Source organism: Oerskovia enterophila, assembly GCF_044748475.1.
GTDB classification, from domain to species: Bacteria; Actinomycetota; Actinomycetes; order Actinomycetales; family Cellulomonadaceae; genus Oerskovia; species Oerskovia enterophila.
Map to the genome: position 1 here is coordinate 83,151 of NZ_JBIVFZ010000001.1, position 25,560 is coordinate 108,710.

Consider the following 25,560-nt stretch of genomic DNA (forward strand, 5'->3'; position numbering starts at 1 on the left):
TGCTGGTGATATCGTCTGTAACTCAGACGACCTTGGAGACGACCGCCGCTCTCGCGGCACACGGAGCGCGCACGCATGACGGACTACGGCCACGACCTCATCCTCGGTACCTTCCACACCCCGCAGAACCGCGACCCGCAGGCGCCCGTGCGTCTCGCGCAGCTCGCCGAGAACGCGGGCCTGGACCTCGTGACCTTCCAGGACCACCCCTACCAGCCGGCCTTCCTCGACGCCTGGACCCTCATGACGTGGGTCGCCGCGTCGACCGAGCGCGTGCAGGTCGCGGGCAACGTCCTCAACCTGCCGCTGCGCCCGCCGGCCGTGCTGGCCCGTGCCGGGGCGAGCCTCGACCTGCTCTCGGGCGGCCGGTTCGCCATGGGCCTGGGGGCCGGCGCGTTCTGGGACGCCATCGAGGCCATGGGCACGCCGCGCCTCGCGCCGGGCGAGGCCGTCACGGCGCTCGAGGAGGCCATCGACATCATCCGAGGCATCTGGGACACGAGCGACCGGACTCCCCTGCGCGTGCACGGCACGCACCACCAGGTCGACGGCGCCAAGCGCGGCCCCGCCCCGGCGCACGACGTCCCGCTGTGGATCGGGGCGGTCAAGCCCCGCATGCAACGGCTCATCGGCCGCAAGGGTGACGGCTGGCTGCCCTCGCTGTCCTACCTCCAGCCCGGCGACCTGGCCAAGGGCAACGCCGTGATCGACGAGGCCGCTCTCGCCGCGGGCCGCGACCCGAGCGCGGTGCGCCGCATGCTCAACGTCAACGGCAAGTTCTCCACGAGCAGGCTCGGCTACCTCCAGGGTCCGCCCGAGCAGTGGGTCGAGGAGCTCGGCGCGCTCGCGCTCGAGGACGGCGTCTCGGGGTTCGTCCTCGCGACCGACGACCCGCGCGAGATCCAGGTCTTCGGCGAGGAGGTCGCGCCCGCGCTGCGCGAGCTCGTCGCGACCGCGCGCCGGTCCGCCGGCACGGCGCCCGCCGCACGTCGCCGCGGGGCCGCTGCCCTCGCTGCGCGACGCGAGGGCATCGACTACGACTCGCTCCCCGCCGCCCTGGGCGAGCGCGCGGTCGAGCCCGGGGACCGTGCGTACGACGCGGTGCGGCACACCTACATGCGCTCGGGGGCCCCGGGCGTCGTGCTCCGTCCGCGCAGCGCGGACGAGGTCGCCGAGGCCGTCGTCTGGGCACGTGAGCAGGACGTACCGCTCGCGGTGCGGTCGGCCGGCCACGGCATCAGCGGGCGCTCGACCAACGACGGAGGGGTCCTGCTCGACGTCGGCGCCCTGGACCAGGTCGTCGTGCCCGACGACGGGTCGCGCCGCGTGCGGCTGGGCGCCGGTGGGACCTGGGGTCAGGTCGCCGAGGTCCTCTCGCCCCACGGGCTCGCGATCAGCTCGGGGGACTCCGGGGGCGTGGGGGTAGGAGGGCTGGCCACGACGGGCGGGATCGGCCTCATGGGCCGCAAGCACGGCCTGACGATCGACCACGTCGTCGCGGCCGAGGTCGTCACGGCGGACGGGCGGGTGCGCGTCGTGGACGCCCGGAACGAGCCCGAGCTCTTCTGGGCGCTGCGCGGAGCGGGCGGCAACATGGGCGTCGTGACCTGGGTCGACGTCGAGGCGACGCCCGTGACGGACCTCGTCTACTCGATCATGGTGCTCGACGCCTCGGACACCGCCGGCCTGCTCGAGCGCTGGGCCGCGACCGTCGAGGCCGCGCCGCGCGAGCTCACGAGCTTCCTGCACATGAGCGCGGGCCGGGGCGGACGCGGGCCCATGGCCCAGCTCATGACCGTGTGGGCCGACGACGACACCGACGCCGCGATCCGCGCGCTCGAGAGCCTCGCCGACTCGGCGCCGCTGCTCGACCATCAGGCCGTGCTCACCCCGTACTCGGGGATCGTGCGCCGGGCCGACGCCCAGCACTCGGGCGGCGGAGAACCGGGATCGCGCTCGGGGCTGCTCGAGCACGTCGACCAGGCCACGGCCCGCGACCTCGCCCGCTTCCTCGGGAGCGGCGCGGCGCAGCTCCTCCAGCTCCGCGCGGTCGGCGGCGCGGTCAACGACGTCGCGGCCGACGCGACGGCCTATGCGCACCGCACCCAGAACTTCTCGGTCGCCGCGTTCGGGTCGCGGGGAGGCGCAGCGGGGATCGACGGCGTGTGGGACGACCTGGTGCACCCGCACACCGACGGGCTCTACCTGTCGTTCGAGACCGACGCGCGCCCCGAGCGGCTGCTCGAGGCGTTCCCCGAGCCCACGCTGACGCGCCTGCGCCAGGTCAAGCGCCAGGTGGACCCGACCAACCTGTTCTCGGCGAACTTCCCGATCCCGCCGGCCGACGCCTGACCGGTTCCCACGGCGGACGACGCAGGGTCCCGAGCCGCCCCCTGACGGCTCGGGGCCCTGTGTCGTCGGCCGACGTCCTCGACCCCGCCCCGACCTGGTGGGCCGCCGCGGGGTCGAGCTCGGGTCAGCCGACCAGGTTGAAGTCCTCGTCGAGGACCGTCCCCCGGTGCGGCTTGTAGAGGTCGTAGCCGCGCGGGTTGCACTGCAGGCCGCCGTTGATGCACTGCTTGACGAGCGCAGCCAGGACGTCCGGCTCCCAGGCGTTGATGAAGTCGTAGTGCCACGACTGGTCCGAGCCGCTGGCCAGCCGCACGTCCGACATGTCACCGCTCACGGGCCAGGCGATCTTGAACTCGAGCATGGGCACCGCGACCGGGTGGGTCATGGGGCACTGCCCCGCGACGGGGTAGGCCATGTGCGTGCCGTGCCCCATGTGCGAGGCGGCACCGGGCGTCAGGTGCTTGCCGTCCCAGCAGCTCGGCGACTGGTAGCGCAGGTTGAGCTGGCTGCCGGGGGCACAGCTGTCCGGGATCGACCAGCTCTTGGAGATCTCGCCGCACTCCCAGCCCTCGACCGCTCCCGGAGCCGTGCGGAACGAGTCGACGGTCGCCATCATGTCGCCCGCCACGAACTCCAGGCCCGCGGGGAACGGGACGACCTTGGTGTAGTCGTCGATCCCGGACTTGTAGTAGATCGTCATGGGGATGTCCGGCGCGATCGGGGTGTCCCCGCGGTAGAGCGCGGGGAACCAGTACGACGAGTGGTCCTGCGGCACGGTGCACGTCGAGTCCGTGCTCGCGAAGAGCGACTCGGGCGTCGTGAAGGCGTCGGTCGACCGGTTGCCGACGAACGTGTGCAGGTGCGAGGCGCCGGGCTGGCCCGGGAAGACGATCGGGTCGTCCTTCTCGAAGTGCGAGAACGAGCAGTTCGCCTGGAACTCGTGGTGCGTGACCTCGTCGTCGAACCCCGGGGTCTCGGGCACCTCGACGGGCGTGCCGTCCCCGAAGACCTCGAGCTCGTACAACGAGTAGCCGTAGCCCGTGGCTCGCTGGGTCCCGACGAGCTGGACGTAGCGACCCGTCGCGTCGACGTCGAGCGTCTGGCGCCCGCCCGTGCCGGCCGTGACGGTCGCCGCGGTGGTCCAGGTCGCGGCGTCGTCGGACACCTGGATCGTGAACGCCTTGCCGTACGCGGCCTCCCAGTCGAGGACCACCGTGTCGAGCGCGAACGAGTCGCCCAGGTCCACGCGGAACCACTGGTCGTCGCCCGGGGAGCTGGCCCACCGGGTGGACCGGTCGCCGTCGACCGCGAAGCGCGGGCCGAGCCCGCCGGACTCCGAGCTCGAGGCCTCGGTCAGCGCTCCTTGCGAGAGCAGGGTGCCCGGTGCGGCGCTCGCCGCTCCGGCCGCGCCGATCGCGATCGCGGACGAGGTGACCAACGCTGCGACCGAGAGCGAACCCACCAGGGCGCGGGTCCGTCGTCGGGCACGCGGCCTGCCGTGGCGCTGCGGGGCGTCCCCGGGCGCTCGGCGGGACGTGAGAGTGGTGCGGTGCATGCTTCCTCCAGTGACGTCGTTGTCGGGAGGCCGCGCCGGAGCGCGACGCGCCCACCACCGAGCGGTGGCCCCCGGGCGCGGGTCCGGGTGGGAGCGGGGCGCCGCTCCCACCCGGGGTCTCGTCAGCGCGCGTAGACGCCGAGCTCGAAGAGCGAGTAGCCCCACTCGGTGCCGCGCTCCGTGAGGTTCAGTCGCACGTAGCGCCCGGACCCCGCGACGTCGATGTCGTCGACGCCGCCGTTGCCGCCCGTGACGGTCTTGACGGTCGACCACGTCGAGCCGTCGTCCGAGGTCTGGACCTCGTACGACTTCCCGTAGGCCGCCTCCCACACGAGCTGGAGGTGGTCGAACGACCGGACCGAGCCCAGGTCGACCTGGAACCAGGCCGTCGGGCCCCACTGGCTGGCCCAGCGCGTCCCCAGGTCGCCGTCGACCGCACGGGCGGCCGAGTAGTCGCCGTTCCACGGGTCGAAGCTCGACGCGGTGGCGGGCTTGCCCAGCGCGAGGTTGGTGCCCTGGACCGCGGGTGGGACCACGCGCAGCGACCTGGTCTCGACGCCCACGTTGCCCTGGCCGTCCTCGGCGAACACGTAGACCTTCCACACGCCGAGGCGCTCGGGCGCGGTGACCGTGAACTTCCCGGGAGCGGTCTGCGTGAGCGCGGTCCAGGCGAGCCCGCCCGCCCCGTCGATGTACTTGCTGTTGAAGAAGGCGACGTAGTTGATCGGGTCACCGTCGGGGTCGGTCGCGGTCAGGTTCAGGTTCACGGAGGACCCGGCGACGACGCTCGTCGAGCCCGGCACGTCCATGCTCTGGATGCGGGGCGGGGTGTTCATGGCGGACGTGTCGACGCCCCACGCCCTGGCGATCGAGTAGTAGCCGAGGCGCTTGTTGTCGCCCGGGATCACGTTGAACCAGACACCACCGAAGTCGCCCTCGGTGCCGTAGTGGAAGAACGTCGCGCCGAGCGCCTTGCCCTCGTGCTCCATGAGGCACTTCCAGGACGAGACGTACGCCGCGCCCTTCTCGATGTCGGTCGGCTCGTCGGGCACGCCGTTGACGTCGTCCGGCACCTCCCACTCGCCGGCCGCGCCGCCCTCGGTCAGCAGGTAGGGCTTGTCGTAGCCGCCGGCCTCCCAGTTCTCGCGGATGTTGCACACGTCGCCGTAGGCGTTGATCGAGAGCAGGTCGAGGTCCGGGGCGTTGGCCTTGAGGTACGGCCAGGCGCCGGCCCAGGCGTCGGTGTTGGTCGTGGGGTGGTTCGGGTCGATCTGGTGGATCGCGACGCTGACCTCGTTGACGAACGCGGCGTACGCGTTGCGCTCGGCCTCGAGGACCGTGCCCGAGAAGCAGTTCTGCAGGCCCAGGATCGCCTCGTTGCCGATGTTCCACATCAGGACGCCCGGGTGGTTCTTGTAGGTCTCGACCCAGCGGAGGATGTCGGCCTTGGTCGTCGACTTGTAGCCGGCGTCGGTCGTGTAGTTGATGCACCCGCCCGAGCCCGGTCCGCCGCCCGGCAGGAGCCAGAAGCCCATGACCACGCGGACGTCGTGAGCGGCCGCGGAGTCGAGCAGCTGCTTCGTGTCGGCCCCCGTGCCCCACGTGCGGACCGTGTTGGCGCCCATGGCGACGAGCGGACCCATGTAGTGGTCGGCCGAGGCGAACGCCGGTCCCCAGGTGAAGCCCTTGACCGTGTACGGCTTGCCGTCGACCTGCAGGTCCCAGTCGCCGCTGCTGCCCACGACCTTCACGGTGCTCGGACCCGAGTCCGGCACGGGCACGTTCGGGTGGCCCGGGTTCACGTAGTCGGGGTCGACGGGATCGACAGGGTCGACGGGGCCGGCGCCCGGCGTCCCGAAGACCTTGAGCTCCCACAGGGAGCTCCCGTAGCCCGTGGCGCGCTGCGTCGCGAGGAGCCGGACGTAGCGGCCGGCGCCCGTGACGGCGAGCGTCTGGTCACCGCCGGTCGAGCTCTGCGTCGAGTAGACGTCGGTCCAGGTCGTGGCGTCGTCCGAGACCTGGATCTGGTACGCCTTGGCGTGCGCCGACTCCCACTGGAGCTCGACGCGCTCGATCGTCGAGCGCTGCTGGAGGTCGACCTGGATCCACTGGGGATCCGACCAGGCGCTGGCCCAGCGCGTGCCGGGGTTGCCGTCGACTGCTGCCGAGGCGGGCGTGTAGTCGGGGTTCTCGACCGACGACGCGGTGGCCGGCTTGCCCTGGGACAGCAGGGTCGGGGCCGCCTCGGCGGCTCCGACGGGTACCAGGGTCGCGGACGCGACGAGCAGCGACAGGGCGAGCGCGGTCAGGCTGCGCCGCCTCCGGTGCTGCGGTCTGGCAGGGGTGTGCGGGGGTCTCATGTTCTACCTCTCGGGGGAGACAGGAGTCCTGGCCGTCGTCGGCAGGCTCCGGGAGTCAGTTCTTCGTCGAGCTGGATCCATCCGGGAGAGCGCTCTCATCCGAATTCGGAGTATTCCGGCGTTCGGGAGGGCTGTCAAGGGAACGGTTCCCACGTTCGTGCGGCCGGGGTGAAGTTCCCGGAGCCGGCGCGGGTGCTGGAGGGGTCCAGGAAGCCAGTGATTGCCTTGCTTCTGGGCGTTGGCGTGTCTGCGGAAGCCGGGAAAGCGCTATCCCATCAGTGCTAGCGTCACCCCTGTGACAGCACCTCGTCCTTCCGCCGGTCCGACGCTCGACGACGTCGCGCGCGTCGCGGGTGTCTCGCGTGCGACCGCGTCGCGCGTCATCAACGGCAAGCGCAAGGTCGCGCCCGCTCTCCAGGAGCTCGTGCAGAGCGCGGTCGCCGAGACGGGCTACGCCCCGCACCGGGCGGCCCGCACGCTCGTGACGCGCCGGACGGGGAGCGTCGCGCTCGTGATCTCCGGGACGGACCCCGAGACGGATCCCGTGACCGACCCCGGGTCGGGCGGGAGCCGCTACGCGGGCCACGTGTTCGACGACCCGTTCTTCGGGCGTATCGTCGCGGGCATCGTCCGGGCCCTGCGCCCGCACGACGTGCACCCGGTCCTCATGCTCGCCGAGGACGACGCGGCCCGGGCGCAGGTCGTCTCGTACGTCCGGCAGGGCAACGCCGACGGCGTCCTGCACGTCTCGACCCGCGCCGACGACCCGCTGCCCGCCCTCCTGGTCGAGGTCGGGCGCCCCGCCGTGCTGTTCGCGCGCCCGACCGCGCCGCTCCCGATCAGCTTCGTCGACCTGGCCAACCGGGACGGGGGAGCGCTCGCGGCGGAGCGGTTCGTGGCCGACGGCAGGTCGGCCCCGGCCGCGATCTCCGGCCCGCTCGGCGTGCTCGCGGCGAGCGACCGGCTCGCCGGGTTCCGCGACGCCCTCGCGCGGCGAGGTCACGCCTACGTGCCGTCGGTCGAGGGGAACTTCACGATCGAGAGCGGTGACGCCGCGATGCGGACGCTGCTCGAGCAGATGCCCGGGGTCGACGCGGTCTTCGCAGGGAACGACCTCATGGCCCAGGGGGCGATCGACGTGCTGCACGAGGCCGGACGACGCGTCCCCGAGGACGTCGCGGTCATCGGTTTCGACGACACGGCGCTCGCGCAGCGGGCCCGCCCGGCCCTGACGACCGTGCATCAACCGGTCGAGGAGATGGCGGGCGAGATGGTGCGGCTCCTCCTCGAGCGCATCGAGGACCCGACGCTCGCGGTGCGCTCGGTGCTGTTCGAGCCCGCGCTCGTGGTGCGCGGCTCGGCCTGAGGTGCCGGCCGACGGCCCGCCCGGGTCCGCGACGTCGTGTCGCGGACCCGGGCGGGCCGGTCGGTCACCCGGTCAGGAGGTCAGCAGGTCCTCCCGTCGAACGTCGCGGGCACGACCGTCGTGACGGCCTCCCCGTCGACCGTGCCCGTCGCGGTCACCGAGGTGCTGCCCGCCGCGACCGCAGCCGCCCGGGCGTTGAAGCTCTGCGCCGCGAGCTTGCCCCCCGCCACCTGGGAGAACGACTTGGTGCCGTACGGCGTGGCGAGCGCGACGTCGACCGGCGCACCCTCCTTGTTGGTCGCCGTGACCGCGAGCTGGACCTTGCCGGCCACGCAGCGCGTGACGGCCGTGGCCTGCACGTCGAGCGCCGGGGCGGGCGTCACGTCGACACCACCGTAGAAGGCGACGTAGCTCGGGATGGTGTCCGGTCCGTCGGCGCGCGGGCCGACCCCGTTGATGACGGCCTCGAAGATGCCCTCACCGCCGAGCGAGACGACGAGCATGTTGTGCATCTTGACGCCGGCCACCTGGGGGACCTCGAAGCCGCCGTCGACGACGATCTCGGTCTCCTCGGTGTCGGAGGTGAAGTTGGAGTAGGAGCCCAGGCCCCAGGCCTCGTGGTTCTTCACGCCGTCCGCGACCTTGTAGGCCGCCCACCCTCGGGTGTCGCCGTTCTGCCAGGCCGCCTGGTCCGGGACGTCGTACGGCAGCTCGTTCTGGTAGAACACGGTCTTGCCCCGCTCGCCGTTCCACAGGGTGTTGTACTTCTGGTAGTGCTCGACGAACAGGCCGTACGCCGAGACGTCGTCCCCGTTGACCACGAACCCGTAGTCGGACGTGTTGAGGTCCCAGCCGATGCCCTCGCCGTGGTCACCGCGCCACGACCACACGTGGTCGACGATGGTGTCGTCGGCGTTGATGATCATGGCCGCGTCGACCTTGCCCGCGACGGCCCCGCCCACGCGCATGAACACGTCGTGCAGGACGATCGGGTCGTCCGAGTGGTCGGTGTGGACGCCCTCGTCGCCGACGACGAACAGCGCCGGGGACTCGGTGACCGCGGCGTCGAACAGGATGCCGGCGACCGTGATGCCGTCCTCGTCGGCCACGTGCATGCCGACGCCCCCATGCTCGGGGATGATCGTCGCGTAGCCCAGGCCCAGGACGACCGTGCCGGGCCGGTCGACCTGGATCGTCTGGTCCACGCGGTAGACGCCCGGGGTCATGAGCAGGTTCTTGCCGGCGGCCAGGGCTGCGTTGATCTCGGCCGCGGTGTCGCCCTCCTTGGCCACGAAGAAGTCGTCGAGCGGGACCGACGTGCCGGCCGTGTGGCCGTTCTTCCAGGTGGTGCCCGTCGTGCCCTCGCGCAGCTCGGGGACGAACACGGCCCACTCGTCGCCGTCGAGGTAGAGGTAGGGCTTCTCGCGGACGGTGCCCGTGGTGTCGAGCCGGGTCACCGGGGGCTCGGGCCACGTCGCGGCCGTGGGCAGCGTGCCCTCGACGCCCGAGTAGACCATGTTCCAGACGCCGCCCTTCCACTCGCCGACCGAGCTGTCGCGGGCGTACCACTGCTGCTGGGTCCAGGACTCGACCACGCCGGTCACGTTCGTGTCGGCGATGTAGCCGCCCGAGGACCAGCCGTAGGCCGACGAGTCGAGCTGCAGGCCGCCGTTGACCTGGATGCGACGGAACGGTGCCGCCTGCGACGTGGCCCAGCGGGCCATGCCGTCGTCGGGCGTGATCGACAGGTTCTCGGCCGAGCGCCAGAAGTTCTGGGTCGCGTTGCCGCCGAACCACTGCGCGTCGACCCAGTCGCCGCCCTTCACGGTCACGTCGGTCGGGTCCTGGCCGACGCCCGAGAGCGAGGTGTAGAAGCCGATGCGCGCGTCGACCTCGTACTCACCGGGCGTGAAGAGGAACTGGTACCGGCCGGGGCCGAACTGGTCCTGCTCCTGCTGGGCGAACACGGTGTCGATCTGGTGCTGGATCGCGGAGTCCGGCATCGAGGGGTCGAACACGAGGACGTTCGGGCCGAACAGGTCGGTCGTCGGGTCGATCGAGGCGCCGGGGGTCAGGACGCGGAACTCGTACATCGAGTACCCGAACGTCGTCCCGCGGGCGACGCCCTGCCAGCGCACGTAGCGCGCCGAGGTCGTGTCGAACGTGACGACGTCGGTCCCGCCGTCCTGGTTGCGCGCCTGCGCGGCGGAGGTCCACGTGGAGCCGTCGGTCGAGAGCTCGATGTCGTAGTCCTTGCCGTACGCGCCCTCCCAGAGGATGCTCACGCCACAGACCTCGTTGGCCTCGCCCAGGTCCACCTGGAGCCACTCGTCGTCCTGGCCCGTCCACGTGGTCGTGTCGAGCACCGAGCCCCAGCGGGTGCTGGTGTTCTGGTCGACGGCCTTGGCCGGGGTCGAGTCGCCCTGCTGCGACGAGGCCGTCGCGGTGGCTCCCGCGGTCACGTCGGTCAGGCAGGCCGTGGGGTTGGTGGGATCGACCGGGTCCACGGGGTCCACCGGGTCGACCGGTCCGCCCGCGGGCTCGCCGAACACGCGGAACTCCCACAGCGAGTAGCCGTACCCCGTACCGCGGACGTCGCCGAGCAGGCGGACGTAGCGGCCGGCGCCGTCGACGTCGAGCACGTCCGCCCCGCCGTCGCCGTTCGTCACGGTGCTCAGGGTGGTCCAGCTCGTGCCGTCGTCGGAGGTCTGGATCCGGTACCCCTTGCCGTAGGCGCCCTCCCAGTCGAGCTCGACCCGGTCGATCGTGGCCCGCTGGCCCAGGTCGACCTGGATCCACTGCGGGTCGGCCGCCAGGCTCGACCAGCGGCTGCCGCCGTCGCCGTCGAACGCCTCGCCGGCCTGGTAGCCGTTGGGCGACTGCGTCGAGGACGCCGTCGCGGGCTTGCCCTGGGACAGGAGCGTGGGGCCGTCGGCCGCTGCCGCGGGGACGAGCGGGACCGCGAGGCCTGCCGCCGCGACCGCCAGGGCGAGGGCCGCTCCGGCTCCTCGGCGGGACGGGCGTCTCCGGCGCTGCGGGACGGGTGCCGCAGGCGGCACGGTGGGAAGGGGCGAGAAGGGCATCGGTTCTCTCCTAGGTCGTCGTCGACCGCGTCCAGGCTCTACGCCGAGCAGGACGCACGTCGTGAGAGAGCGCTCTCTCACGATGTCGGCCAGTATTCAGGGGAGCGGGTCCGGCGTCAAGAGAGCGCTCTCCCGCGATCTTCGCGACAGCCGGGCGCGACCCGACGTGCGGGGCCGCGCTCCGCCGTCGGGCCCGGGGCTGTCCCAGGAGCGCGCTCCGCGCTGCTAGCCTCGCCCCATGCGTGAGGACGGCCGAGTCTCGACGCCCCCGACGCTCGAGGACGTCGCCCGGGTGGCGGGAGTCTCGCGCGCCACGGTGTCCCGGGTGATCAACCAGAAGCGCCAGGTCGCGCCCGACCTCAAGGCGGTCGTCGAGAAGGCGATCGTCGAGACGGGGTACGTGCCCAACCGCGCGGCCCGGTCGCTCGTCACGGGCAGGACGGGCACGGTCGCGGTCGTGATCTCGGGCGTGGACCCGGAGATCGAGGGAAACCAGATGACCGGTCAGGTCTTCGCGGACCCGTTCTTCGGCCGCATCGTCGCCGCGTTCGTGCGCGCCCTGCGCCCCCACGACCTGCACCCCGTGCTCATGCTCGCCGAGACCGACGACGCGCGCGCCCAGGTCATGACCTACCTCCGCCAGGGCAACGCCGACGGTGCGCTCCTCGTCGCCGCGCAGGCCGACGACCCCCTGCCCGGCATGCTCGTCGAGGCCGGCCAGCGCGCGGTCCTGTTCGCGCGACCCGAGCCCGCGCTGCCCATCAGCTTCGTCGACGTCGCCAACCGCGACGGCGCGCGGCTCGCGGCCAAGCACCTCATCGAGCGCGGCTGCGACGAGCTCGCCGTCATCTCGGGGCCCTCGGGCCTCTACGCGGCCGAGGAGCGCCTCGCGGGCTTCCGTGACGAGGTCTCGCGGCACGGGCGCGCGTACGTCCCCGAGGTCTCGGGCGAGTTCACGCTCGAGGGCGGCGAGGCCGCGATGGAACGCCTCCTCGACACCGTCCCCGGGCTCGACGGCGTGTTCGCCGCGAACGACTACATGGCCCAGGGTGCCGTGCACGCGATCCAGGCCCGTGGCCTGCGCGTCCCCGAGGACGTCGCCGTGGTCGGGTTCGACGACAGCTCGATCGCGCCCCTGTGCCGCCCGGCCCTGACGAGCGTGCGCCAGCCCGTCGAGGAGATGGCGGCCGAGATGGCGCGGCTCCTCATCGGGCAGATCGCCGAGGGTGACCGCCAGGTGCGCTCGGTCGTGTTCGACCCGACCCTCGTGGTGCGCGACTCGGCCTGAGAAAGCCGGAGACCCCGGCCGGGCCCGGGGTGCAGAATGGCAGCATGCCTCTTGCACCCCGCTACCTCGCTGCCGACGACCGCTACGAGTCCATGACGTACCGGCGCTCCGGTCGCAGCGGACTCGCCCTCCCCGCACTGTCGCTGGGCCTCTGGCACAACTTCGGTGACGTCAACCCGTTCGACAACCAGCGCGCGATCCTGCGCCGCGCGTTCGACCTGGGGATCACGCACTTCGACCTCGCGAACAACTACGGCCCGCCCTACGGCTCGGCCGAGGAGAACTTCGGGCGCCACCTCGCGCGCGACCTGCGCCCCTACCGCGACGAGCTCGTGATCTCGAGCAAGGCCGGCTACGACATGTGGCCCGGCCCCTACGGCGACGGCGGCTCGCGCAAGTACCTGCTGTCCTCGCTCGACCAGTCGCTCGCCCGCATGGGCCTCGACTACGTCGACATCTTCTACTCGCACCGGTTCGACCCCACGGTCCCGCTCACCGAGACCATGGGCGCGCTCCACACGGCCGTGGTGAGCGGACGCGCGCTGTACGTCGGCGTGTCCAACTACTCGCCGTCGCAGACGCGCGAGGCCGCGCAGATCCTCGCCGACCTGGGCACCCCGCTGCTCATCCACCAGCCCAGCTACTCGATGTTCAACCGGCACGTCGAGCTGCCCGAGGCCGGGCACGACGACGGCGAGAACCTGCTCGACGTCGTCGAGGACCTCGGCGTCGGCACCATCGTCTTCTCGCCGCTCCAGCAGGGCCTGCTGACGGACCGCTACCTCTCGGGCGAGGTGCCCGCGGACTCGCGCGCCGCCGTCGGGCACTTCCTCAAGCCCACCGCGATCTCCGAGACGTACCTCGAGCGTGCCCGCGCGCTGAACGAGATCGCGGCCGGACGCGGCCAGTCGCTCGCGCAGCTCGCCCTGAGCTGGGTCCTGCGCGACGAGCGCATCACCTCGGCGCTCGTGGGCGCGAGCAGCGTCGCGCAGCTCGAGAACAACGTCGCCGCGCTCGAAGCCCCCGCGCTCACGGCCGAGGAGATCGCGGCGATCGAGCCGTTCGCGGTCGACGGCACGACGCGCTGAGCACGGTGTCCTGACGGTCGGTCGGGCGGCGTCGAGCCGTCCGACCGGCCGCGGGTCCCGCGCTCCGGGGGGCCCGGAACCGGGCCGCTCCGCTCAGCTCCAGCGCTGGACCGCGAGCGGGGCGGCCTCTGCGAGCTCACGGACCACGGGGTGCTCGCTCTCCGCGAGGACCTGCTGGAGCGGGCCGGACTCGACGAACTCCCCGTCGACCAGCAGGTGCGCGGACGTCGTCATGCGGTGCACGAGCTCGAGGTCGTGGGACACGAGCAGCACGCCCGTCCCGAGATGTGCCGCGGCGTCCTTGACGCGCCCGGCGATCTCGCCGCGCATGGTCGGGTCGAGCGCGGTGAGCGGCTCGTCGAGCAGCAGGATGTCCGGGCGCGTCGCGAGGGCCCGGGCCAGGGCCACGCGCTGGCGCTCGCCCCCGGAGAGGGTGCGCAGCGGGCGGTCGGCGTAGCGGTGCTCGAGCGCGACCAGGTCGAGCAGGTCCTCGATCGACTGGCCCGAGGGGCGCCCGCCCTTGCGCGCGTCGGTGAGCCCGGACTTGAGCACGTGCGTCACGGTGCTCGCGGGGTCGATCCCGGGCAGGCCGTCCTGCGACACGCGCCGCACGGCGGCCTTGAACGTCTTCTTGTCGCGACGGCCCAGGCGGGTCACGGTGCGCCCGCCCCACGTCACGGTCCCGCTCGAGGGCTTGATCTCGCCGAGCAGCGCGCTGATGAACGTCGACTTCCCGACGCCCGACGGGCCCACGATCCCTACGGGCTCCTGGCCCGCCGAGAGCTCGATCGAGACGCCGCGCAGGACGTCGGCGCCGCCGTGCCCGGCCCAGAGGTCGCGCGCCTGGAGGGTGTGGGTCGTCGTCATGCGCGGTCCTTCCGAGGGTGGGTCAACCGGTGCGGGGGCGTGGGTGTCCCCGATGGTCCAACGAACGACGGTACCCGCGTTCTCCCGGTCTCCGGTGCGGCGCAGGTCACACCCGCGCCGCACCGCGCGCGCGACGGGCGTGCGTCAGTCGCTGGTCGTCCACGCCGACGGCGCCGCGACGACGTCCCGCAGCACCGTCCGCGCGCCGCCGATCATGGCCGCGTGCCCGGCCACGAGCGCGGGCCGCAGGTCGAGCTCGGTCCACGGCGACGCGAGGACGCGCGTCGTGAGCTCGGCCGTCAGGGGCTCGCGCAGGTGCGGCAGCAGGTCGGTGTAGATCCCGCCGAGCAGCACGGTCTCGATGTCGATGAGGTTGACGAAGTTCGCGAGCGCGCGCCCCAGCGCGGTCCCGGCCGAGGCGGCGGCGTCGAGGGCCGACGGCGTGCCCTCCTCGAGCGCGTCGAGGAACCTCTCGACGGGGGCGTCGAGGGGGATGCCGGCCGCGCGCAGCATGGCGTCCTTGCCCGCGTACTGCTCGAGGCAGCCCGTGGCCCCGCACAGGCACCGGGGCCCGTGCGGGTCGACCACGACGTGCCCGATCTCCCCGCTCCAGCCCCGGTTGCCCAGGAAGAGCTCGCGGTCGATCACGATCGCGGAGCCGATGCCCACCTCGCCCGAGACGTACAGGAACGACGACGGCACGGGGGGAGCGACGTCGTCGGGCCCCGGGTGCGGCATGCGTGCGATGGTCGAGCCCGCGCGCGGGTCCCCCTCGCCCGGCGAGGCCGGGGCCACGAGCTGTGCGAGCCCCGCGAGGTTGGCCTCGTTGGCGATCTCGACCGGCAGCCGCTCGGGCAGGCCGAGCAGCGGGACGGGCAGGAACGAGGACCAGCCGAGGTTGGGGGCGACCTGGAGGCGACCTGCGCGCGCGTCGACCAGGCCGGGCAGGGCGAGCCGTGCGCCCGCGACCTGCATGTCCTGGGCCTCGACCTCCTCGACGAGGCGGCGGGCCAGGGCGCCCAGGCGCCCGAGGACCTCGGCGGGGTCGCTGCCGTGCAGGTCGCCCGGGACGACCTCCTGCGCGACGACCTGACCGGTGAGGTCGAGGACCGTGCCGCCCAGGTAGTCGACGTTGACCTCGAGCCCCAGCCCGACGACGGTCCGCTCGGCGGGCGTGAGCGGGACGGCGGGGCGGCCTGCCCGCAGTGGCGTCGCGGGTGGGAGCTCCCGTACGAGCCGTGCCTCGATGAGCTGGTCGACCAGGACGGACACCGTGGCGCGGGTCAGGCCCGTGCTCCCCGCGATGTCTGCGCGCGACCTGGGGGTCGTGGCGTCGAAGATCGCCTGCGAGACCAGGGCGAGGTTGTACTCGCGCAGGGTGTGCTGGCGGGCGGCCGTGGAGCGCCCCCTGGTGGGCGTCCTGACGCTGGTCGAGGACTCGTCGCGGTTCACGTCTTGACCTTACCGACAGGACCGCATAAGTTCATCCATACAACAAATGGCGGCCTGCTCGAGGAGCCGGCCCATCTCGACGAGGAGACTGTCGTGGCTGACGCGACCGAGCAGAACATCAACTTTTCCTTCGGCCTGTGGACCGTGGGGTGGACCGGCCAGGACCAGTTCGGCGGAGCCAGCCGCCCCCACCTCGACCCGGCCGAGTCCGTCCGCAAGCTCGCGGACCTCGGTGCGTGGGGCTTCACGTTCCACGACGACGACGTCGTGCCCTTCGGCTCGGACGACGCGACGCGCGAGCAGCTCCTCGGCGAGGTCAAGAAGGCCGCCGACGAGACCGGCCTGACCATCGAGATGGTCACGACCAACCTCTTCAGCCACCCCGTCTTCAAGGACGGCGGCCTGACCTCGAACGACCGCGGCGTCCGTCGCTACGCGCTGCGCAAGGTGCTGCGCAACGTCGACCTCACCGCGTCGCTCGGCGCCAAGACGTTCGTCATGTGGGGTGGCCGCGAGGGCACCGAGTACGACGGCGCCAAGGACCTCCACTCCGCGCACGAGCGCTACGCCGAGGGCCTCGACCTCACCGCCGCGTACATCAAGGACCAGGGCTACGACATCAAGATCGCGCTCGAGCCCAAGCCCAACGAGCCCCGCGGCGACATCTTCCTCCCGACGATCGGGCACGCGCTCGCGCTCATCGCGCAGCTCGAGCACGGCGACATCGTGGGCCTCAACCCGGAGACGGGCCACGAGCAGATGGCGGGCCTGAACTACACGCACGGCCTCGCGCAGGCGCTGTGGGCCGGCAAGCTCTTCCACATCGACCTCAACGGCCAGCGGTCCATCAAGTTCGACCAGGACCTCGTGTTCGGTCACGGCGACCTGCTCTCCGCGTTCTTCACGGTCGACCTCATCGAGAACGGCTTCCCGAACGGCGGACCCCGCTACGAGGGCCCCCGCCACTTCGACTACAAGCCCTCGCGCACCGAGAACGAGGTCGGCGTCTGGGACTCCGCCAAGGCCAACATGGAGACCTACTCGATGCTCGCGCGCAAGTCCGCCGAGTACCGGGCCGACCCCGAGGTCCAGGCCGCGTTCAAGCACTCGGGCGTGTTCGAGCTCGGCGAGAGCACGCTGGGTGCGGGCGAGTCCGTCGCCGACCTGCTCGCGGACCGCTCGGCCTACGAGGAGTTCGACGTCGAGGCCGCCGCCGAGCGTGACTTCGGCTTCGTGCGCCTCAACCAGCTCGCGCTCAAGCACCTGATCGGCTGATGAGGGGCGCAATCGTGCCGGCCGCTGACACGCGCGGGGGTGCAGCATGAGCGGCGGTCTCGTCGCGGGGGTCGACTCGTCGACGCAGTCCTGCAAGGTCGTCGTCCGTGACGCCGTGACCGGGGCGCTCGTGCGCTCCGGCTCGGCGTCGCACCCGGACGGCACCGAGGTCTCGCCCGACGCCTGGTGGACGGCGTTCGGGACCGCGGTCCGCGTCGCGGGCGGGCTCGACGACGTCGCGGCCCTGGCCGTGGGCGGGCAGCAGCACGGCATGGTCGTGCTCGACGCCGACGGCGAGGTGATCCGTCCCGCGCTCCTGTGGAACGACACCCGCTCGGCCCGTGCCGCGGTCGACCTGATCCGTGAGCTCGGTGCCGGGGACCCCGGCGCCGGCGCCAAGGCATGGGCCGAGGCCGTCGGCTCGGTGCCCGTCGCGTCGCTCACGGTCACCAAGCTGCGCTGGCTGCGCGACGCCGAGCCGGAGAACGCCGCGCGCGTCGCGGCCGTCGCGCTCCCGCACGACTGGCTGACGTGGCGGATCGCCGGTTACGGCCCGCGGAGCGAGGGCCTCGAGCCCGACCTCGGCGCGCTCGTGACCGACCGTTCCGACGCGTCGGGGACGGGCTACTTCGACGCCTCGGCCGAGGACGGGCGCGGTGCGTACCGCACCGACCTGCTCGAGCTCGCGCTCGGACGCTCCGACGTGGTGCTGCCCCGGGTCCTCGGCCCGGGGGAGGACGGCGGGGTGGCCTCGGCCACCGTCGCCGGTGCCGCGGTGAGCGGCGGGGCCCTGATCGGGCCCGGTGCGGGCGACAACGCGGCCGCGGCTCTGGGGCTCGGCATGGGCGCCGGCGACGTCGCGGTCTCGATCGGGACCTCGGGCGTCGTCTCGGCGATCGCCACGTCGGCCACGGCCGACGCGAGCGGGCTCGTCAACGGCTTCGCCGACGCCACGGGCAACTACCTGCTGCTCGGGGTGACCCTCAACGCGAGCCGCGTCCTCGACGCGACCGCGCGGGTGCTGGGCGTGGACCACGCGGGCCTGTCCCGGCTCGCGCTCCAGGCACCCGCGGGGGCCGACGGGCTCGTGCTCGTCCCGTTCCTCGAGGGCGAGCGCACGCCCAACCGTCCCGACGCGAGCGGCACGCTGCACGGCATGCGGCTGTCCACCATGACGCCCGAGCACCTCGCGCGGGCGTCGGTCGAGGGCATGCTGTGCGGTCTGGCCGACGGCCTCGACGCCCTGCGCGAGCAGGGGGTCCGGGTCGAGCGGCTGCTGCTGATCGGCGGCGGCGCGCAGTCCGAGGCGGTCCGGCGCATCGCGCCGCAGGTCTTCGGCCTGCCCGTCTCGGTCCCCGAGCCGGGCGAGTACGTGGCCGACGGCGCCGCTCGCCAGGCAGCCTGGGTGCTGTCGGGTGCGGCGGAGGCCCCGAGGTGGGAGACGTCGTCGAGCAGCGACTACGACGCGGCTCCCGAGCCCGGGACCCGTGCGCAGTACGCGGCGGTGCGCGACCTGACCTGAGGTCGGGTGCCGTGGCCGGAAGGGCCGTCGTTCCGCCAGGAACGACGGCCCTTCGTCCGTCTCGTGGCTCACCGCCTCCGTCGGCGGACCCACCAGGTGCCCGTCGCTGCCGCCGCGAGCGTCGACGCACCCACCACGGCGAGCGTCTGCGACAGGCTCGCGCCGCCACCTGCGGAGGCGACCGGCTGGGCCGGCCGCGGGACGAGCGTCGCGCTGGTCGCGACGAAGCTCGGTGCGGGATGCGCTGCGGAGGGATCGACGTCGACCCAGTCGGTCGAGCCCTCGGTGCAGGTCTGCGTCGTCGGGAACACGAAGGCCTGGCCGACGTCGCCCGTGATCGTGGCGACGAGCTCGAACCGCGCGGCCGTGCCGTCCTCGACCGGGGTCCCGGACCAGCGCAACGAGGCCCCGTCCTGGGTCGAGGACCAGCCGTCCGGCTGTGTCGTCGAGATCGCCTCGACCCCGTCGGGCAGCGAGACGTCGAGAGCCGTGGTGGGCTGCCCGTCGCACCCGTGCTCGAACGAGAAGGTGAGCGTGGTCGTGCCGTCCCCGTTCGGCGCCGCGGTCTCGAGCAGGACGTGCGCCGAGGCTCCGTGGGCCCCGGACACGCAGAGCAGAGCGCTCAGACCGAGGACCGCGGCCGAGCGCGCCACGAGGCGGGCGGACGAGGACCGCGGCCGACCGGTGCGCGTCACGAGACGACCTCCACGGGGAGCGAGACGACCGGGTTGTCGTACGTCGACGTGCGGACGCTGACGGCCACGTCCCACGTCCCGGCCAGCGGGAGGTCGATCGAGGCGAGGTACGTCCCCGGACCCGTGCGGGTCAGGGTCGGGGTGAACGGTCCGATCCCCAGCTCCGCCTGGGTCGTCCGGACCTCCGGCAGCGCGACGGGCTCGAGCGGGGCGCCGTCGGCGTCGAGCAGCGTCAGCTCGAGCGAGTTGATGCCCAGCGCGCCCGGGGTGACCCTGGCCTGGAGCGACCCGGTCCCCAGAGGTTCGTCGAACACCTGCGACCGCGGTGCAGCGGACTCCGGCGGCGTCGCGCTCGCCGGGACCGGGCTCTGCGAGACGAGCACCCCGGTCACCCCCAGGAGGACGACGAGCAGCACGGCCTCGGTCGCGACGGTCCGGCGCAGGCGCCCCAGGCCGACGGGGTCGGAGGTGATGTGCGGGACGAGCAGGTACCGGTTCCACGCGGCGATCACCACGAGGACCAGCGCGAGGCCGACCTTGACCAGGAGCGTTCGTCCGTACCCCGTGGTCAGCAGGGCGTCGAGCGAGCCGAGGATGCGCCAGGCGAGGAGGATCCCGGTCAGTGCGAGCGCGAGGACGAGCCAAGCGCCCACGCCCGAGAAGCGCACGACCGTGCGGGCGGCGCGCTGGGCCGACGCGCCCGAGGACCTGGACAGCAGGAGGCAGAGGCCCACGATGCCGCCGAACCAGACTGCTCCGACGACCACGTGCAGGAAGTCCGCGCCGAGCACGAGCCAGACGGGACCGAACGTGCGGGTGTGTCCCACGACCGAGAGCGAGGTCACCGCCAGCGCGGCGCCGCCGAGCGCCGCGGGGAGCGGCCATCGCGCGCGCGTCGCACTCCCCGCCCGGGGACACGCCAGGACGGCCACTGCTAGGCCCGTCAGGCCGAGGAAGGCGGCCAGCGCCGACTCGGACGTCAGCGCCGCACGCCAGAACGACGAGTCGACCAGGGCGCTCGCGCCCCGGCCGCCCTGCCACAGCGCCGTGACGGGGACGGACACCAGCAGGGCCGCTCCGGCGCAGGTCGCGAGCAGGCGACGGGTCCGCTGGAGCCGACGGCGGAGCGTGGGCATGGCCCCGGGAGTCGCGTCGAGCAGGAGGAGCTCGAACGCCACGAGTCCGCCCACCCCGAGCGTCCCTGCATAGACGACGGCCTGCGCGACCTGACGCAGGACGGTCACCGCGGGCGAGGCCGGGTCGGCAGGGGCGGCTGCGACGCTGGTGCTGGGGGCGCCGACCGAGAACGTGAGAGCGCCCGCGACCGGGTGGGTGTCACCGGACGTGACGCGCCAGCTCACGACGTACGTCCCGTCGTCGAGATCGCCGGGCACCGCGATCTCGACACGGGAGTCGACGGCGCCGGCCGTGATGGGGATCGTGCTGCCTGCGGCGTCGAGCAGGGCGATGCCGTCGGGGACGACCTGGACGGGCTCGTTGAAGGTCAGGGTCAGCCGGGCCGGGGGCTCCTCGAGGACGGTGCCGTCCCGAGGATCGGTGTCGACGATCACGGCGTGGGCCGTGGCCGGGGTGGCCGATGCGAGCATCAGCACCACCCCGGCCACGGCCGCCACGACGAACGCCACCGCCCCGCGCACAGCGCGGGAGAGGTCCATGGCCGATCTCAGCCCTGGCTGCGGCGGCCGCGCACGAACGCGGCCCCACCCAGGGCGAGCCCTGCGGCGCCGAGGACGACGGCGACCCACGACAGGACGAGGGGCGTCGAGGACGGTTCGGCGGGCGCCGCCGCGGCCTCGACGGTCGCGGACTCGTCGGAGACCGTCTCGGTCTCGCCGTGCGCGGCCTCGTCCTTCGCAGCCGTGACGGTCAGGACCGGTGCGGGCAGGTCGAGGTCGTGAGGGTCCTCGCCCTCCGCCGCGACCTGCACCCAGGCGGACTCGCCCTCCTGGCAGGTCTGGACGGTCGGGAAGACGAGGGTCTCGCCGACCGTGTCGGGGAGCTTGGTCGAGAGGACGAGGGCGTCCCGGTAGCCGTCGGGCAGCGGGGACCTCGCGGTGTAGACGATCTCGCCCACGCGCTCGGTGAGCTGGCCGCCATGACCGTCGTCGATCGGGGTCGCGAGCGTCACCATGACCTTCTCGACGTCCCAGCCGGGGTTGACCGTGGGGGTGACGCTCGTGATCGGCTCGGGGATCTGGATGGACACCTTCGTGGTCGCGGACTCCCCGCAGCCGTGCGGGACGCCGAAGGTCAGCAGGGCGTAGGAGCCCGCGGTGGTCGTGTCGGGGTCGACCGACACGTGGGCGGACGCGCCGCTCGCACCGAGCGCGAGGAGCGTGGTCGTCGCCGCGGCGACGGTGAGGAGCTGGAGTGGACGCTTCATGATCTGAGGCACAGGCCTTCCGTGGTGGGACGCAGGGTCGCTCGGGGCGCCGCACGGACGAGAGCCGTCGCGGCGCCGGCCGTCGCCGGGCACGTGCCCGGGCGGCAGGGAGCGGATCGCGGCTGGGCCGCGATCGAGGTCAAGGTGCTGCTGCGAGGACCACGACGGGAGGGGCTCTGCCCCGGACCGACCCACGGCCCGGGGCCGTGAGGACGGGAACGACCAGAGGGAGGAAGAGGGGGTTGCGCCCGCGGGCGAGAGGGAGAGGCACGGCCCTGGGGACCGAGCGCATCGTGAGCCACGACCACAGTGCCCACAGCACGCGGTCGGCGTGGGTCAGGAACACCGAGACCACGAGCGTCGCCACCACGTGGGCGGCCAGCATCACCTCGGGGCGGTCCGAGGCGTGCGCGTGCGCCGGCGCGGAGGCGCTCGAGAGCAGGGCGCACTGCTCGAACGTGTAGTGGAAGGCGAGCTGGCCCAGACCCAGGACGCCCAGGAGGTACGGGAGCGCCACCCGACGCCCGACGAGCGAGCGGAGCAGCACGGCCGTGACCATCACGAGCACGACCACGGGAACGGCCCCCGGGGGCGCACCGCCGGCCAGCCCGTGCGAGACCAGGGACAGCCCGACGACCGCGGTGGCGAGCAACCCTGCTCGAACCCCGCGCAGCAGACCGACACCCGGCGACAGCACGCGACGACTGTAGCGGGCGGATCGCCGGAGAGGGACCCCTTGTCCACGAACGTCCGTACCGACGGCCGCACGGTCGTCCCGGCTGTCCGCGAGCGTCCGGACGCCCCGCCGTCGGGCCGTCCGGACGCGACCGGCTCTAGAGCCCGGTCATCGCCTGCATCGCCTTGTTGTAGCGCGCCCCGGCGACGCCCAGGCGCGTGGCGGCCTCGCCCAGCGCCGCGAGGTCGGCCGCGGGAAGGTCGAGCGTGGTCGCGCCGAGGTTCTCCTCGATGCGCGACAGCCGACGCGTGCCCGGGATGGGGACGATGTCCGGCCGCTGGGCCAGCAGCCAGGCCAGCGCGACCTGGGCGGGGGTCGCGCGGTGGGCCGCGGCGACCTCCTTGACGAGGTCGACCAGCGCCTGGTTGGCGGCCCTGTTCTCCTCGCTGAAACGCGGGATCAGGGTGCGGACGTCGCCCGGGGTGAACTCGGTCGAGGTGTCCACGGTGCCCGTGAGGAACCCCTTGCCGAGCGGGCTGAACGGCACGAGCGAGATGCCGAGCTCGTCGAGGGTCGGCAGGATCTCGGCCTCGATCTCCCGGGTCCACAGCGAGTACTCGCTCTGCAGCGCGGTCACGGGGTGCACCGCGTGGGCGCGGCGGATCGTGCCTGCGCCGGCCTCCGAGAGTCCGAAGTGCGCCACCTTGCCCTCGGCGACGAGCTCCGCAACGGTGCCCGCGACGTCCTCGATGGGCACCGTGGGGTCGACGCGGTGCTGGTAGAACAGGTCGATCCGGTCCGTGCGCAGGCGAGCGAGCGACGCGTCGGCGACGCGGCGGATCTGCTCGGGACGGCTGTCCACCCCGACCGACCTCCCGTCGCGGATGTCGAAGCCGAACTTGGTCGCGAGGACCACCTGGTCGCGCAAGGGCTCGAGCGCCTCGCCCACGAGCTCCTCGTTGACGTACGGCCCGTACACCTCGGCCGTGTCGAAGAACGTCACGCCCCGCTCGACGGCGCCGCGCAGCACCGCGATCATCTCGTCCCGGCCACCGGGGTTGGGCCCGTAGCTCTGGCTCATGCCCATGCAGCCGAGCCCGAGCGCGGACACCTCGAGCCCCTGGCCCAGCGTTCGCTTCTCCATACCGTCCTCCTGAGGTCGTGCTGACGATCGGTCCACCTCGACGCTACGGGCACCGGTCGGAGGCAGGGAGTTCCTGGCGGTACCTCCCTGGCGCGCGGCGTCCGCGGGGCAGCAGGCGTCAGCGACCGTCAGCGAGGACCACGAGCTGCTGGGTCGCGCGCGTCATCGCGACGTAGCGGTCGACCGCTCCCTCGATCCCCTCGCCGAACGACCCCGGGTCGACCAGGACCACCAGGTCGAACTCGAGCCCCTTGGCGAGCACCGGGGTCAGCGAGCGGACGCGCGGCGTGCCCGCGACCGTGGGGGAGCCGATCACGCACGCGGTGCCGTCGTCGTGCGTGGCGAGCCAGGTCGCCAGGATCGAGTCCAGGTCTGCCGTGCGCCCGTGCACCACCGGGACCCCGGAGCGACGGACCGACGTGGGCACGTTGGCGTCGGGGAGCGCGGCCCGGATGACCGGCTCGGCCTCCGCCATGACCTCCTCCGGGGTCCGGTAGTTGATGCTCAGCGAGGCCGAGCGGACCCGGTCGAGCCCGACCCGTGCGAGCCGTTCGTCCCACGACTCGGTGAACCCGTGCCGGGCCTGCGCGCGGTCGCCCACGATCGTGAAGCTCCCTGAAGGGCAACGCAGGCGCAGCATCTGCCACTCGGCGTCCGTCAGCTCCTGCGCCTCGTCCACCACGACGTGCGCGAACGGTCCTGCGAGCAGGTCCGGTGGCGCGGTCTCGAGCGCGGAGGGGTCGACCAGCGCGCCCTGGAGGTCCTGCCCGCGCAGCATCGACATGACGTGCAGCTCGGAGTCGTCGGTCGCGATCAGGTGGTCGACGACGTCGGCCATGCGTGCGCTCTCAGCCGCTGCGGCGGCCCGGTTCCGGCGTCGTCGGCGCGACTCCTCGGCGTCGCCGAGGCGCTGGCGCGCCGCGTCGAGGAGCGGCAGGTCGGCGACGGTCCAGGCCTGGGCGTCGTCGCGCTGCAGGGCCCGGGCCTCCTGGGGCGTGAGCCAGGGCGCGCACATGCGCAGGTAGGCCGGCACCGACCACAGGTCCGCGACGAGGTCCGTCGCCTCGATGAGCGGCCAGGCCCGGTTGAACGCCGTGCCCAGGTCCCTGTTCTGGCGCAGCGACCGGCGGACCTGCTCCTCGGGCACGTCCTCGGTCTCGTCGGTGTGCTTGTCGACGAGGATCGTCAGGAGCGCCTCCCAGACCTCGTCGCGCGCGTCGTTGTGCGGGGTGCCGGGGTCCGGGGACGCGAACGCCTCCGCCCAGTCGGCCGTGCTGAGCCAGACGTCGGCCCACGGGGTCCCGACCTCCATGCCCTCGGTCGGTGGTCGTTCGGAGAACCGCACCGCGGGCTCGACCGCCGCGACCATGCGCGCCGACGCCTTGAGCCGGGCCACCTCGGGGTCGGTCTCTGGCACCGCCGCCGCCCCCTCAGGGACGAGGTCGCGCAGCGTGCACGTCTGCACGCCCTCCTCGCCGAGGCTCGGCAGCACGTCGGCGACGTACGCGAGGTACGGCTCGTGCGGTCCGACGAACAGCACGCCGCCGTGGTGGTGCCCCAGACGCGGGTCGGAGTAGAGGAGGAATGCCGCGCGGTGCAGCGCGACGACCGTCTTGCCCGTGCCCGGGCCACCGTCGACGACCAGGGCACCGCGCGAGTCGGCCCGCACGATCGCGTCCTGGTCGGACTGGATGGTGCCCAGCACGTCCCGCATGCGGGGAGACCTGCTGGTCCCGAGGCTCGCGATGAAGGCCGACTCGTCGTCGAGCGCCACGCTGTCGTCGTGACCGTCCGCGGCGAACGACTCGTCCCAGTAGTCGCTGATCCGTCCGCCCGTCCAGCGGTACCGGCGGCGGCTCGCGAGCCCCATGGGGTGCGCGCGCGTGGCCGCGAAGTACGGTTCGGCGGGCTGCGACCGCCAGTCGACCAGCAGGCGCCGGCCGGCGGCGTCGGTCAGGCCCAGGCGCCCGACGTAGACGGGCTCGGACCCGTCGGCCGGCACCAGGCGTCCGAGGCACAGGTCGATCCCGTACCTCTGCAGGAGTCGCAGCCGGGAGCTGAGCCGGTGGATCTCCTGGTCCCGTTCGAGCGCCTCGGTGCCGGACCCGCCCGGTGCCCGGCGCGCGGCGTCGAGGCGTCCCGACAGGTCGGCGACCGAGTGCTCGAGGGTCGCGCCGATCGCGGCGAGGTGCCGCTCGTCGGCGGCGATCAGCGCCGGGTCGGCCTTCGCGGAGAGGCGCTCGGGAAGGTCGAACGGGCTGTCGTCCTGGGAGGGCACGTGGAAGGCTCCGATCGGGTTCGTGAGGGTGCGGGGCGACCGGGAGACTGACGAGGAGGCGCGCATGACCGAGGTTCTCCATCCCACTGCTCGCGGCTGAGATCGACCATTCTGCGGGAGGACCGGGGCCTTGCCGCAAGGCCCCCCGTGCGCTA

Annotated in this window: 17 protein-coding genes; 6 read left to right on the forward strand and 11 right to left on the reverse strand. The window is 73.0% G+C overall.

Annotated features, from left to right (window positions below):
* Window positions 1-75: 75 nt before the first annotated feature.
* Window positions 76-2,352, forward strand: coding sequence for an LLM class flavin-dependent oxidoreductase (locus ACIPWA_RS00410; RefSeq protein WP_068623670.1), 2,277 nt, complete (start codon window positions 76-78; stop codon window positions 2,350-2,352).
* Window positions 2,353-2,476: 124 nt separating this feature from the next.
* On the opposite strand, the gene ACIPWA_RS00415 is transcribed toward ACIPWA_RS00410, so the two are convergent.
* Both ACIPWA_RS00415 and ACIPWA_RS00420 read right to left on the reverse strand, forming a co-directional pair.
* Window positions 2,477-3,907 (reverse strand): DUF1996 domain-containing protein, encoded by a 1,431-nt coding sequence (locus tag ACIPWA_RS00415; protein WP_400287632.1) that lies wholly within the window; start codon window positions 3,905-3,907, stop codon window positions 2,477-2,479.
* Window positions 3,908-4,029: 122 nt separating this feature from the next.
* Window positions 4,030-6,267 (reverse strand): discoidin domain-containing protein, encoded by a 2,238-nt coding sequence (locus ACIPWA_RS00420; protein ID WP_400287634.1) that lies wholly within the window; start codon window positions 6,265-6,267, stop codon window positions 4,030-4,032.
* A 295-nt stretch (window positions 6,268-6,562) separates the two neighbouring features.
* On the opposite strand from ACIPWA_RS00420, the gene ACIPWA_RS00425 reads away from it, so the two are divergent.
* Window positions 6,563-7,633: a LacI family DNA-binding transcriptional regulator gene (locus tag ACIPWA_RS00425; RefSeq protein WP_400287636.1), complete on the forward strand. Its 1,071-nt coding sequence runs from the start codon at window positions 6,563-6,565 to the stop codon at window positions 7,631-7,633.
* Between the two features lie 80 nt (window positions 7,634-7,713).
* Here ACIPWA_RS00425 and ACIPWA_RS00430 read toward each other — a convergent pair whose 3' ends face one another.
* The gene (locus ACIPWA_RS00430; protein ID WP_400287638.1) at window positions 7,714-10,716 is read right to left on the reverse strand and encodes a discoidin domain-containing protein; all 3,003 of its coding nucleotides are present in this window, start codon (window positions 10,714-10,716) and stop codon (window positions 7,714-7,716) included.
* A 238-nt stretch (window positions 10,717-10,954) separates the two neighbouring features.
* On the opposite strand from ACIPWA_RS00430, the gene ACIPWA_RS00435 reads away from it, so the two are divergent.
* Entirely contained in the window at window positions 10,955-12,004 is a 1,050-nt protein-coding gene (locus tag ACIPWA_RS00435) for a LacI family DNA-binding transcriptional regulator (protein WP_068623677.1), read from the forward strand.
* Between the two features lie 44 nt (window positions 12,005-12,048).
* A complete protein-coding gene (gene mgrA, locus ACIPWA_RS00440) occupies window positions 12,049-13,092 on the forward strand; it encodes an L-glyceraldehyde 3-phosphate reductase (protein ID WP_400287641.1) in 1,044 nt (347 codons plus the stop codon).
* Window positions 13,093-13,185: 93 nt separating this feature from the next.
* Here the strand turns inward: mgrA and ACIPWA_RS00445 are convergent, their stop codons facing one another.
* Window positions 13,186-13,959, reverse strand: coding sequence for an ABC transporter ATP-binding protein (locus tag ACIPWA_RS00445; protein WP_400287643.1), 774 nt, complete (start codon window positions 13,957-13,959; stop codon window positions 13,186-13,188).
* A 144-nt stretch (window positions 13,960-14,103) separates the two neighbouring features.
* Window positions 14,104-15,411, reverse strand: coding sequence for an ROK family protein (locus tag ACIPWA_RS00450; protein ID WP_400287645.1), 1,308 nt, complete (start codon window positions 15,409-15,411; stop codon window positions 14,104-14,106).
* 93 nt (window positions 15,412-15,504) lie between these two features.
* Here ACIPWA_RS00450 and xylA point away from each other — a divergent pair, with 93 nt between their 5' ends.
* On the forward strand, window positions 15,505-16,686 hold the full coding sequence (xylA, locus tag ACIPWA_RS00455) for a xylose isomerase (RefSeq protein WP_056649586.1): 1,182 nt from the start codon (window positions 15,505-15,507) through the stop codon (window positions 16,684-16,686).
* Window positions 16,687-16,732: 46 nt separating this feature from the next.
* Window positions 16,733-18,208 (forward strand): xylulokinase, encoded by a 1,476-nt coding sequence (xylB, locus tag ACIPWA_RS00460; protein WP_400287648.1) that lies wholly within the window; start codon window positions 16,733-16,735, stop codon window positions 18,206-18,208.
* A 68-nt stretch (window positions 18,209-18,276) separates the two neighbouring features.
* Here xylB and ACIPWA_RS00465 read toward each other — a convergent pair whose 3' ends face one another.
* From ACIPWA_RS00465 to helR, 6 genes are all read right to left on the reverse strand, one after another.
* Window positions 18,277-18,903: a DUF1775 domain-containing protein gene (locus ACIPWA_RS00465; protein WP_400287650.1), complete on the reverse strand. Its 627-nt coding sequence runs from the start codon at window positions 18,901-18,903 to the stop codon at window positions 18,277-18,279.
* Window positions 18,900-20,579: a copper resistance CopC/CopD family protein gene (locus ACIPWA_RS00470; protein ID WP_400287652.1), complete on the reverse strand. Its 1,680-nt coding sequence runs from the start codon at window positions 20,577-20,579 to the stop codon at window positions 18,900-18,902. Before ACIPWA_RS00470 ends, ACIPWA_RS00465 begins: the two co-directional genes overlap by 4 nt.
* Before the next feature lie 8 nt (window positions 20,580-20,587).
* Window positions 20,588-21,307 carry a YcnI family copper-binding membrane protein gene (locus ACIPWA_RS00475; RefSeq protein WP_068623830.1) on the reverse strand — a complete coding sequence of 240 codons (720 nt, stop codon included), beginning with the start codon at window positions 21,305-21,307 and terminating at the stop codon, window positions 20,588-20,590.
* A gap of 139 nt (window positions 21,308-21,446) precedes the next feature.
* Complete coding sequence (locus tag ACIPWA_RS00480; RefSeq protein ID WP_139107608.1) at window positions 21,447-22,004, reverse strand: hypothetical protein; 558 nt, start codon at window positions 22,002-22,004, stop codon at window positions 21,447-21,449.
* Between the two features lie 136 nt (window positions 22,005-22,140).
* On the reverse strand, window positions 22,141-23,127 hold the full coding sequence (locus tag ACIPWA_RS00485) for an aldo/keto reductase (protein WP_068623687.1): 987 nt from the start codon (window positions 23,125-23,127) through the stop codon (window positions 22,141-22,143).
* A gap of 118 nt (window positions 23,128-23,245) precedes the next feature.
* A complete protein-coding gene (gene helR, locus ACIPWA_RS00490) occupies window positions 23,246-25,405 on the reverse strand; it encodes an RNA polymerase recycling motor ATPase HelR (RefSeq protein WP_400287655.1) in 2,160 nt (719 codons plus the stop codon).
* Between the last annotated feature and the right edge of the window lie 155 nt (window positions 25,406-25,560).

Bases quoted from the DNA above. Each gene is read 5' to 3' on its own strand.
- ACIPWA_RS00430 (WP_400287638.1), bottom strand. From the start codon at position 10,716: ATGCCCTTCTCGCCCCTTCCCACCGTGCCGCCTGCGGCACCCGTCCCG.
- ACIPWA_RS00445 (WP_400287643.1), bottom strand. From the start codon at position 13,959: ATGACGACGACCCACACCCTCCAGGCGCGCGACCTCTGGGCCGGGCAC.
- mgrA (WP_400287641.1), top strand. From the start codon at position 12,049: ATGCCTCTTGCACCCCGCTACCTCGCTGCCGACGACCGCTACGAGTCC.
- ACIPWA_RS00420 (WP_400287634.1), bottom strand. From the start codon at position 6,267: ATGAGACCCCCGCACACCCCTGCCAGACCGCAGCACCGGAGGCGGCGC.
- ACIPWA_RS00410 (WP_068623670.1), top strand. From the start codon at position 76: ATGACGGACTACGGCCACGACCTCATCCTCGGTACCTTCCACACCCCG.
- xylB (WP_400287648.1), top strand. From the start codon at position 16,733: ATGAGCGGCGGTCTCGTCGCGGGGGTCGACTCGTCGACGCAGTCCTGC.
- ACIPWA_RS00470 (WP_400287652.1), bottom strand. From the start codon at position 20,579: ATGGACCTCTCCCGCGCTGTGCGCGGGGCGGTGGCGTTCGTCGTGGCG.
- ACIPWA_RS00485 (WP_068623687.1), bottom strand. From the start codon at position 23,127: ATGGAGAAGCGAACGCTGGGCCAGGGGCTCGAGGTGTCCGCGCTCGGG.
- ACIPWA_RS00475 (WP_068623830.1), bottom strand. From the start codon at position 21,307: ATGAAGCGTCCACTCCAGCTCCTCACCGTCGCCGCGGCGACGACCACG.
- ACIPWA_RS00415 (WP_400287632.1), bottom strand. From the start codon at position 3,907: ATGCACCGCACCACTCTCACGTCCCGCCGAGCGCCCGGGGACGCCCCG.
- ACIPWA_RS00435 (WP_068623677.1), top strand. From the start codon at position 10,955: ATGCGTGAGGACGGCCGAGTCTCGACGCCCCCGACGCTCGAGGACGTC.